The following is an 8,245-nucleotide window of genomic DNA, read 5'->3' on the forward strand; positions in this document are numbered from 1 at the left end:
CCAGCATCGATGTCGACTGACCGACCGCTATCGCGAGCAAGCCCGCTCCCACATGGGAGGGGCGTCGGGTCAGCTTCCCGCAATCAGCTCCCGCGCCGCCTGGCTGTGATCGGCGATCAACCCCTTCAGGTCCAGCCCCTCGACTTGGCCATCGATGACCCGCCAACGGCCGGCGATCATCACTCGATCGGCCCGGTCGGCACCGCACAGCAGCAGGGCCGAGATCGGGTCGTGGCTGCCGGAGAAACGCAACTCATCGAGCTTGAACAGCGCCAGGTCGGCCTGCTTGCCGACGGCCAGCTCACCGATGTCGCTGCGTCCGAGCAATTGCGCCGAGCCACGGGTGGCCCAGCCGAGGACGCGCTCAGGTGTGATCGCCGGCGCGCCGTAGCGCAGGCGCTGGATGTACAGCGCCTGGCGGGCTTCGAGCAGCATGTTCGAGGCATCGTTGGAGGCCGAACCGTCGACCCCCAGGCCCAGCGGAGCGCCGGCGGCGGTCAGTTCCAGGGTGGGACAGATGCCCGACGCCAGGCGCATGTTGGAGCTTGGGCAATGGCAGATGCCGGTGCCGGCGGCGCCGAGACGGGCGACCTCATCCGGGTTGAAATGAATGCCGTGGGCCAGCCAGGTGCGCGGGCCGAGCCAGCCGACACTGTCCAGGTAATCCACCGTGCGCAGGCCGAAACGTTGCAGGCAGAACGCTTCTTCGTCGAGGGTTTCGGCCAGGTGCGTGTGCAGGCGCACGTCGAGCTTTTCCGCCATCTCGGCGCTGGCGCGCATGATGTCGGGTGTGACCGAGAACGGCGAGCAGGGCGCCAGGGCAATCTGGATCTGCGCGCCGTCGTTGCGTTCGTGGTAGCGATCGATCAGGCGCTGGCTGTCTTGGAGAATGACCTCGCCCTGCTGCACGGTCTGTTGCGGCGGCAGGCCACCGTCGGCTTCGCCCAGGCTCATGGAACCGCGCGTGAGCATGGCGCGCATGCCCAGTTCGCGCACGCTCTGCACTTGCACGTCGATGGCGTTTTCCAGGCCGTCGGGAAACAGGTAGTGATGGTCGGCGGCGGTGGTGCAGCCTGACAGCAGCAGCTCGGCCAGCGCCACTTTGCTTGCCAGGGCGAGTTTTTCCGGGGTCAGCCTCGCCCACACCGGGTAGAGGGTCTTCAACCATGGAAACAACGGCTGGTTCACCACCGGCGCCCAGGCCCGTGTCAGCGTCTGATAGAAGTGGTGATGGGTGTTGATCAGGCCGGGCAGGATCACGTGCTCGCGAGCGTCGAAGACCGTGTCACAGGGTTGGGCGGGCTGCTGGCCGAGGCCCAGCCGTTCGACGATCACACCGTCCTGCAGGACGAGGCCGCCACGGGCATCGAGGTCGTTGGCCGTGAAAATGGCGAGGGGTTTTTTTAACCAGGTACGGGTCGCAGGCATGGTGGCCGGCTCCTCTGAAAGTGGGTTCAGGTTAGCCAGCTCAGTGATGCCCTGTCTGCTGATCCAGGGTCGCCGTCGGGGGCGAAGTGGGGAGTTTACTCAGGTTCAGTCGTCCGTGACCAGTGCCTTACCCCGGCCCCTTGTGGGAGCGAGCAAGCTCGCTCCCACAAGGTTTACCAGGGAATCGTCTCGCCCTTGTAGTTGACGAAGTGATGCCCGCCCTTGCCGGCGAAGGCGTTGACCTGGTCGATCAAGCCGCGGGTGCTGGTCTGGACATCGATGTCTGCCCCTTCACCGCCCATGTCGGTCTTCACCCAGCCAGGGTGCAGCGACAGTACGGTCAACGTCTGGTCGCCCAGTTGGCTGACAAAGCTGTTGGTCATGGAGTTGAGAGCCGCCTTGCTGGCCTTGTAAAGCGCCAGTTCCGGGGCGTCGGGCATGGTCACGCTGCCCAGCACCGAACTCATGAACGCCAGCACGCCGCTGCCATCGCGGATCTGGCCGACGAAGCGCTGCGCCAGGTTGATCGGTGCCACCGCGTTGGTGAAGAACAACTGGCCGACTTCAGCCAGCGTCGCGCCGCCGGGGCTCTGGTTGTCCGGGCCCTTGACGCCGGCATTGACGAACAGCAGGTCGAAGGTTTCACCCTTGAGCTGCTGGCTCAGGGCGATGACCGCTTGCTGGTCGTCCATGTCGAGTTTTTCGATCCGAACCGGACCCAACGCCTTCAACGCCCCGGCGTTCTGCGGGTTGCGCACGGTGGCGGTCACGTTCCAGCCATCGTCCAGCAACACCTTCACCAGGCCGAGGCCCAAGCCCCGGGAGGCACCGATGATCAATGCGTTTTTTGCCGAATTCATGAGGGCATCCTTGAAGAAAAAAGGTCACGGATTTAATGGACAACGTTGCCCGAGCCGTTGTTTCAGCTCGTGACGCAACGCGTCGAGTTCGGTCATGCGGGTTTCGATCAGGGTCAGTTTGTCCTGTAGCAATTGCGTGATGGCGTTGCCCGGATCCGGTACGCGCCACAGGGCGGCGACGCTATGGCCGATCTCGCCCAGAGTAAAGCCCAGGCGCTGGGCCGTCTTGATGTAGAGCACCAGTTGCACCATGTCGTCGGGATAATCGCGATAACCATTGGCGCTGCGGCCCGCCGCGATCAGGCCGCGCTGCTCATAGAAGCGCAGCGTATCGCGGCTGACGGCGCAGGCCTGGGCGAGTTCACCGATGCGCATGAGGGTCTCCAGAAGGGCTTGACCCTGGAGCATACCCCAAGCTTTAGCCTGTTCGCTCCTTGATTATCTGGAGCATTGTTATGTGGACCCCAACGCAGTACCGCCGCGTGGTGCGCGGCGGCGCCTGGTACGACCTGATCGTGACCGCCGCCTTCGCCACGCCCTGGACGTTTGCCATCCTGCATGGCGCGCTGACGAGCCTCGCCCAGGCACTCGATCTGCCAGGTGAGTTGCCGGCGTTTGCGCCCGCGCACCTGTTGATGGCGAACCTGCTGGGTTCGATTGTCTGTGTGTGGTCGGTGTTGCGGATCCGCGACCCGCAGCCGACGTATGGGCGGTATGACGCGGCGGGGCGGTTGCTGTTTGCAACGTGGATGCTTTATGCACTGCTCCATGGGGCCAGTGCCATCGTCTGGGTATTTCTGTTCTTTGAACTGGCATGGGGCCTGATGCAGGTCTTGCCTATTCGTGGCCAGTGGTTAAAAAATGATCAAGCCCCTGCGAGCCATGCCGTTATTGGCACCTGAAGACCCATGAACGGGTTATCCACAGCTTGCTCCACAGTAATTGTGCGCAAGCGAGACGCGCGGGCATAAGCGCCGCGCGGCTTTCTCCCAAAGGTGATAAACCACCGCAAGCAACTGTTTTGCTGGCGGATTTATCAACTGGATGAAGGGTTGGACAAAAACTGAGCAACCCTCTAAAACCCGCGTGACAGAAGGGTTACAGAGGGATGTGCTCAGGTTATCCACAGTCGGATGCACAGTGGATGTGGGCAAGTTTTTGCGGCGGGGGATTCGCCTTCGTGCTCAACGCTCCAGCAGAATCCGTCCACGGCTCAGGTCCGCCAATTGCTTTTGCAATAGCGGGATCTGCGCTTCGCCGACGGCCAGTTGCAGGGCCACGCCGTTGGCGGTGAATTGCTCCTCGGTCACCAGCCCGCCGCACTCGGCGACCCGCAGCTTCACCAAGGGCAATTCTGCAAAGCCGCAGGCGCAGCGCAGCGCCACGCGGCTGATCAGTTCGATCTTGTCAGCGTTTTGCAAACACTTGTTGGCGCCACCACCGTACGCCCGCGCCAGTCCGCCGGTGCCCAGTTGGATCCCGCCGTACCAGCGGATGACCAGCACCACCACCTGATCGCAAGCTTGCGCTTCGATGGCGGCCAATATCGGCCGCCCGGCCGTACCGCCCGGTTCGCCGTCGTCGTTGCTGCGGTATTGATCGCCGAGCTTCCAGGCCCAGCAGTTGTGCGTGGCGTCCAAGTCGCTGTGCTGCTCGATAAAGGCCTGGGCATCGGCGGGGCAGGTGATGGGGGCGGCGAAGGTGATGAAGCGGCTCTTGCGAATTTCTTCGCGGTATTCGCAAAAACCGGCAAGGGTAAAAGGCATGGGCAATCTTAAATGGCTGGTGTCAGGCCGCAGCCCTTGAGAATGATACGGATCAGGTTGTCGCCAGCTTCGATCATGTCCTGCTTGGTCAATTTGCTGCGCCCGGTCACGCGGCAGATCTGGGTGGCGAAGTCGGCGTAATGCTGGGTACTGCCCCACAGCAGGAAAATGAGGTGCACCGGGTCGACGGGGTCCATCTTGCCGGCGTCGATCCAGGCCTGGAACACGGCAGCGCGGCCGCCGAACCAGGCGCGATAATCCTGGTTGAAGTACTCGGTCAGACACTCGCCACCGCTGATCACCTCCATGGCAAACAGGCGCGAGGCTTGGGGCTGGCGACGGGAGAACTCCATCTTGGCGCGAATGTAGCGGGTCAAGGCCTCGGCCGGATCATCTTCGGCGGTGAGGTGATTGAAGGTGCTGTCCCACAATTCGATGATGTTGCTCAGCACCGCCACGTACAGGCCAAGTTTATTGGTGAAGTAATAATGCAGGTTTGCCTTGGGCAGCCCGGCCTTCAAGGCAATGGCATTCATGCTGGTGCCCTTGAACCCGTGGCGGGCGAATTCATCTTCGGCGGCCTTGAGAATGGTCTCTTCGTTCTTCTGACGAATGCGACTGGTGGGCTTGCCACCGTGAGCGGGGACTTCAAAGGTCATGGACGTTTCCGGGCTGGGTCTGTGGGGCAAGCAAATGCGTTGATAACGCACCGGCGGCGATCCGACAAGTGCCACCCTCATTTAAAGCCGTTTGGCGATCCAGGCTCAGCGCGTCGCTGCCAGGCTTTCGAGAAAACTCTCCAGCACCAGATGAGGCCGCCGCCCCTTGCGCGTGACCGACGCCAGGCTCAGGTCATAGAAGCGGGTTTTAGCTTTCAGGGCTCGCAACCGACCTTGCTGGACCCAGAGGTTGGCGTAGTGATCCGGCAGGTAGCCGATGTAGCGTCCGGTCAGGATCAGGAACGCCATGCCTTCGCGATCCGACGCACTGGCCGTGCAGTTGAGCGCCTGGTAGTGAGCCTGGATGTCGGCCGGCAGGCGGAAGGTGGGCGCGATGGCGTCCTGGCTGTTGAGGCGAGTGTCGTCGAGCTGCTTGTCATCCACATAGAACAACGGATGCCCCACGGCGCAATACAGCAGCGACCGTTCGCTGTAGAGCGGCTGATATTCCAACCCGGACAGGGCGCTGGCCTGGGGAACCACGCCGACGTGCAGGCGACCGTCGAGTACGCCTTGCTCGACTTCATTCGGGGCGATCATGCGAATCTGGATCTGCACGTCGGGCCCGCGTTCTTTCAATTGGGCCAATGCATGGGTGATACGCATGTGGGGCAGGGTGACGAGGTTGTCGGTCAGTCCGATGGTCAGTTCGCCACGCAGGTGCTGGTGCAGGCCGTTGACCTCGGTGCGGAAGCTTTCCAGCGCACTTAATAGCTGCAACGCCGACTGATACACCTCGCGGCCTTCTTCCGTCAGCGAAAAACCCGCGCGCCCGCGCTGGCACAGACGCAGGCCCAGGCGCTGCTCCAGGTCGCTCATCTGTTGGCTGATGGCCGAGCGGCCAATGCCAAGCACCGTTTCGGCGGCGGAGAAACCGCCGCACTCCACCACGCTGCGAAAAATGCGCAACAGGCGGATGTCGAAGTCGCTGACCTGGGCCAGTGGGTCGGGGCGGCGGACGCTCATAGTTTAGTAGTCTGCTGACTGAAGGTTAGAAAAGTTGCATTTCACCGACTTTATCGCCGTGGCAACTTAGCCGCAAGAACGCCTTTTGATCCCTGTCGCCTTTGTCCTGAGAGGTTTTGTCGATGAACATGCCCGAACACGCAGCCGGTTCCCTGGCCAGTCAGCTCAAGCTCGATGCTCACTGGATGCCCTACACCGCCAACCGTAACTTCCAGCGCGACCCTCGCCTGATCGTGGCGGCTGAGGGCAGTTGGCTGGTCGACGACAAGGGCCGCAAGGTCTACGACTCGCTGTCGGGCCTGTGGACCTGCGGTGCCGGGCACACTCGCAAGGAAATCCAGGACGCGGTCGCCAAGCAGTTGGGCACCCTCGATTACTCGCCGGGGTTCCAGTACGGTCACCCGCTGTCGTTTCAGTTGGCGGAAAAAATCACCAGCCTGACTCCCGGCAACCTCAACCATGTGTTCTTTACCGACTCCGGTTCGGAGTGCGCCGACACCGCGGTGAAAATGGTCCGCGCCTACTGGCGCCTCAAGGGGCAAGCCACCAAGACCAAGATGATCGGCCGTGCCCGTGGCTATCACGGCGTGAACATCGCCGGCACCAGCCTTGGCGGTGTCAGCGGCAACCGCAAGCTGTTCGGCCAGGCAATGATCGACGTCGACCACCTGCCGCACACCCTGCTGGCCAGCAACGCCTATTCCCGTGGCATGCCCAAGGAGGGTGGTGTCGCCCTGGCCGATGAGCTGCTGAAGCTGATCGAATTGCATGACGCTTCCAACATCGCGGCAGTGTTCGTCGAGCCGATGGCGGGTTCGGCTGGCGTGTTGGTGCCGCCTGAGGGTTACCTCAAGCGCCTGCGGGAAATATGCGACCAGCACAGCATCCTGCTGGTGTTCGACGAAGTGATCACCGGATTCGGCCGCACCGGTTCGATGTTCGGTGCCGACAGCTTTGGCGTGACACCGGACCTTATGTGCATCGCCAAGCAAGTCACCAACGGCGCCATCCCCATGGGCGCGGTGATTGCCAGTTCCGAGATCTACCAGACCTTCATGAATCAGCCGACGCCCGAGTACGCCGTGGAATTCCCCCACGGCTACACCTACTCGGCGCATCCGGTGGCCTGCGCGGCCGGCCTGGCGGCGCTGGACCTGCTGCAGAAGGAAAACCTGGTGCAGAGCGTGGCCGAGGTCGCACCGCATTTCGAGAACGCACTGCATGGGGTGAAAGGGGCGAAGAACGTCATCGACATTCGCAACTATGGCCTGGCCGGGGCGATCCAGATCGCCGCGCGGGACGGCGATGCGATCGTGCGTCCGTTCGAGGCCGGCATGGCGTTGTGGAAGGCCGGTTTCTATGTGCGGTTTGGTGGCGACACCTTGCAGTTCGGGCCGACGTTCAACAGCAAGCCGCAGGACCTGGACCGTTTGTTCGATGCGGTCGGTGAAGTGCTGAACAAGCTCGACTGACCCCCCTTTTCTAATCGCTTTCAACAACGGGCGTCCGGTGACGGGCGCCTGTGGATAAATTCTGGAGTCCCCATGAGCCTCATCCCGCATTTGATCAATGGCGAACTGCTGAGTGACAGCGCTCGCACGGCCGACGTGTTCAACCCGTCCACCGGCCAGGCGATCCATAAGGTGCCCTTGGCTGATCGCGCGACCATTCAACAGGCCATCGACGCGGCCAAGGCGGCTTTCCCGGCCTGGCGCAGCACGCCGCCGGCCAAGCGCGCGCAGGTGATGTTTCGTTTCAAGCAATTGCTGGAGCAGAACGAATCGCGCATTGCCCAGTTGATCAGCGAAGAACACGGCAAGACCCTGGAAGACGCGGCTGGTGAGCTCAAGCGTGGCATCGAAAACGTCGAGTTCGCCTGCGCCGCGCCGGAAATCCTGAAGGGCGAATACAGCCGTAACGTAGGACCGAATATCGACGCCTGGTCAGACTTTCAACCCTTGGGTGTCGTTGCGGGCATCACGCCGTTCAACTTCCCGGCGATGGTGCCGCTGTGGATGTACCCGTTGGCGATCGTTTGCGGTAACTGTTTCATTCTCAAGCCGTCCGAGCGCGACCCGAGCTCGACCTTGCTGATTGCCCAGTTATTGTTGGAGGCGGGGTTGCCCAAGGGCGTATTGAGCGTGGTGCATGGCGACAAGGCGGCGGTGGATGCGTTGATCGAAGCGCCGGAAGTGAAGGCCTTGAGTTTTGTCGGCTCGACGCCGATTGCCGAATACATCTATGCCGAAGGCACCCGACGCGGCAAACGCGTCCAGGCGCTGGGCGGGGCGAAGAACCATGCGGTCCTGATGCCGGATGCCGATCTGGACAATGCGGTCAGCGCACTGATGGGCGCGGCATACGGTTCGTGCGGCGAGCGTTGCATGGCGATTTCGGTGGCGGTCTGTGTCGGCGACCAGGTGGCCGACGCACTGGTGTCCAAGCTGGTGCCGCAGATCAAGGCGTTGAAAATCGGTGCGGGGACTTCTTGCGGACTGGACATGGG

The 8,245-nt window shown here is 62.4% G+C and carries 9 protein-coding genes (1 of these 9 cut by a window edge); 3 read left to right on the plus strand and 6 right to left on the minus strand.

What is annotated here, in order from left to right; translation table 11 throughout:
* Positions 1–69: 69 nt before the first annotated feature.
* The 3 genes from KI241_RS03260 to KI241_RS03270 form a co-directional block, all read right to left on the minus strand.
* A complete protein-coding gene (locus KI241_RS03260; protein WP_212803360.1) occupies positions 70–1,428 on the minus strand; it encodes an 8-oxoguanine deaminase in 1,359 nt (452 codons plus the stop codon).
* Positions 1,429–1,601: 173 nt separating this feature from the next.
* Positions 1,602–2,288, minus strand: a complete 687-nt coding sequence (locus KI241_RS03265; RefSeq protein WP_042732590.1) for an SDR family oxidoreductase — start codon at positions 2,286–2,288, stop codon at positions 1,602–1,604.
* A 24-nt stretch (positions 2,289–2,312) separates the two neighbouring features.
* Positions 2,313–2,663 carry a MerR family transcriptional regulator gene (locus KI241_RS03270; RefSeq protein WP_042732592.1) on the minus strand — a complete coding sequence of 117 codons (351 nt, stop codon included), beginning with the start codon at positions 2,661–2,663 and terminating at the stop codon, positions 2,313–2,315.
* Positions 2,664–2,743: 80 nt separating this feature from the next.
* Here KI241_RS03270 and KI241_RS03275 point away from each other — a divergent pair, with 80 nt between their 5' ends.
* Positions 2,744–3,190 (plus strand): hypothetical protein, encoded by a 447-nt coding sequence (locus KI241_RS03275; RefSeq protein WP_047735992.1) that lies wholly within the window; start codon positions 2,744–2,746, stop codon positions 3,188–3,190.
* Positions 3,191–3,472: 282 nt separating this feature from the next.
* Here the strand turns inward: KI241_RS03275 and KI241_RS03280 are convergent, their stop codons facing one another.
* From KI241_RS03280 to KI241_RS03290, 3 genes are all read right to left on the minus strand, one after another.
* Positions 3,473–4,054 (minus strand): YigZ family protein, encoded by a 582-nt coding sequence (locus tag KI241_RS03280; protein WP_047735991.1) that lies wholly within the window; start codon positions 4,052–4,054, stop codon positions 3,473–3,475.
* A gap of 8 nt (positions 4,055–4,062) precedes the next feature.
* On the minus strand, positions 4,063–4,713 hold the full coding sequence (locus KI241_RS03285) for a TetR/AcrR family transcriptional regulator (protein WP_042732597.1): 651 nt from the start codon (positions 4,711–4,713) through the stop codon (positions 4,063–4,065).
* A gap of 105 nt (positions 4,714–4,818) precedes the next feature.
* On the minus strand, positions 4,819–5,739 hold the full coding sequence (locus KI241_RS03290) for a LysR family transcriptional regulator (RefSeq protein WP_042732596.1): 921 nt from the start codon (positions 5,737–5,739) through the stop codon (positions 4,819–4,821).
* 122 nt (positions 5,740–5,861) lie between these two features.
* Here KI241_RS03290 and KI241_RS03295 point away from each other — a divergent pair, with 122 nt between their 5' ends.
* Both KI241_RS03295 and KI241_RS03300 read left to right on the plus strand, forming a co-directional pair.
* A complete protein-coding gene (locus tag KI241_RS03295) occupies positions 5,862–7,211 on the plus strand; it encodes an aspartate aminotransferase family protein (RefSeq protein ID WP_042732595.1) in 1,350 nt (449 codons plus the stop codon).
* 72 nt (positions 7,212–7,283) lie between these two features.
* On the plus strand, positions 7,284–8,245 hold the 5' portion of the coding sequence (locus KI241_RS03300; protein ID WP_042732594.1) for a CoA-acylating methylmalonate-semialdehyde dehydrogenase. The gene runs 532 nt beyond the window's last position; only the first 962 of its 1,494 coding nucleotides appear in the window; its start codon is at positions 7,284–7,286; its stop codon lies beyond the right edge, outside the window.

The organism is Pseudomonas sp. Cab53, from assembly GCF_018325965.1.
In the GTDB taxonomy this organism is placed as follows: Bacteria; Pseudomonadota; Gammaproteobacteria; order Pseudomonadales; family Pseudomonadaceae; genus Aquipseudomonas; species Aquipseudomonas chlororaphis_E.

What these genes read in the sequence shown, in the direction of transcription:
- KI241_RS03260 (WP_212803360.1), bottom strand. Translation starts at nt 1,428, where the DNA reads ATGCCTGCGACCCGTACCTGGTTAAAAAAACCCCTCGCCATTTTCACG.
- KI241_RS03265 (WP_042732590.1), bottom strand. Translation starts at nt 2,288, where the DNA reads ATGAATTCGGCAAAAAACGCATTGATCATCGGTGCCTCCCGGGGCTTG.
- KI241_RS03270 (WP_042732592.1), bottom strand. Translation starts at nt 2,663, where the DNA reads ATGCGCATCGGTGAACTCGCCCAGGCCTGCGCCGTCAGCCGCGATACG.
- KI241_RS03275 (WP_047735992.1), top strand. Translation starts at nt 2,744, where the DNA reads ATGTGGACCCCAACGCAGTACCGCCGCGTGGTGCGCGGCGGCGCCTGG.
- KI241_RS03280 (WP_047735991.1), bottom strand. Translation starts at nt 4,054, where the DNA reads ATGCCTTTTACCCTTGCCGGTTTTTGCGAATACCGCGAAGAAATTCGC.
- KI241_RS03285 (WP_042732597.1), bottom strand. Translation starts at nt 4,713, where the DNA reads ATGACCTTTGAAGTCCCCGCTCACGGTGGCAAGCCCACCAGTCGCATT.
- KI241_RS03290 (WP_042732596.1), bottom strand. Translation starts at nt 5,739, where the DNA reads ATGAGCGTCCGCCGCCCCGACCCACTGGCCCAGGTCAGCGACTTCGAC.
- KI241_RS03295 (WP_042732595.1), top strand. Translation starts at nt 5,862, where the DNA reads ATGAACATGCCCGAACACGCAGCCGGTTCCCTGGCCAGTCAGCTCAAG.